At 71.0% G+C, this 486-nt stretch carries 1 pseudogene; it reads left to right on the top strand.

The features are described 5' to 3' along the window. A pseudogene (locus ACFHPP_RS31375) lies at window positions 1-486 on the top strand (AI-2E family transporter); the annotation flags it as partial.

The following is a 486-nucleotide window of genomic DNA, read 5'->3' as shown; positions in this document are numbered from 1 at the left end:
GAGGTGGAACGGTTCGAGTTTCTCGAGGTGGCACTCGGCGATCAGCCGGCGCTCGACCCGTCGGAGACCTTCTACCAGCGTGCCTTGGCCGGTGACGAGGATGGGCTGACGGAGCAGGCAGAGTTGGTCCTGCGCGACCATCGCCTGTCCGCCTATTACGACGAGGTGGCGCTGCCGGCGCTGGCGCTGGCGCAGACTGATGCATTGCGCGGCAGCTTCGCCGAGGAACGGCTTGCGGCTGTGCGCGCGCGCATCGCGGGCCTGGTCGAGGATCTGGAGGAGGTGGTGGCCGACGACCTGCCTCCGGAGAAGCCGCTGGCTGAACCGGATGGCGAGGATGCAGAGCCGGCACCCGCCGACCCGCCGCCGCCGGAGAGCTTGGCCCGGCCCGGCGCCGTCATCTGCTTGGCCGGGCGCGGCCCATTTGACGAGGCAGCGGCAGCGATGCTGGCGCAGGTGCTGCGCAAGCGCGGCTTCGGCGCCGTG

The organism is Falsiroseomonas sp. E2-1-a20, assembly GCF_051433195.1.
GTDB lineage: Bacteria > Pseudomonadota > Alphaproteobacteria > Acetobacterales > Acetobacteraceae > Falsiroseomonas.
The sequence above is the reverse complement of the archived record's forward strand: the minus strand, read 5'-3'. Positions and strand labels throughout refer to the sequence as shown.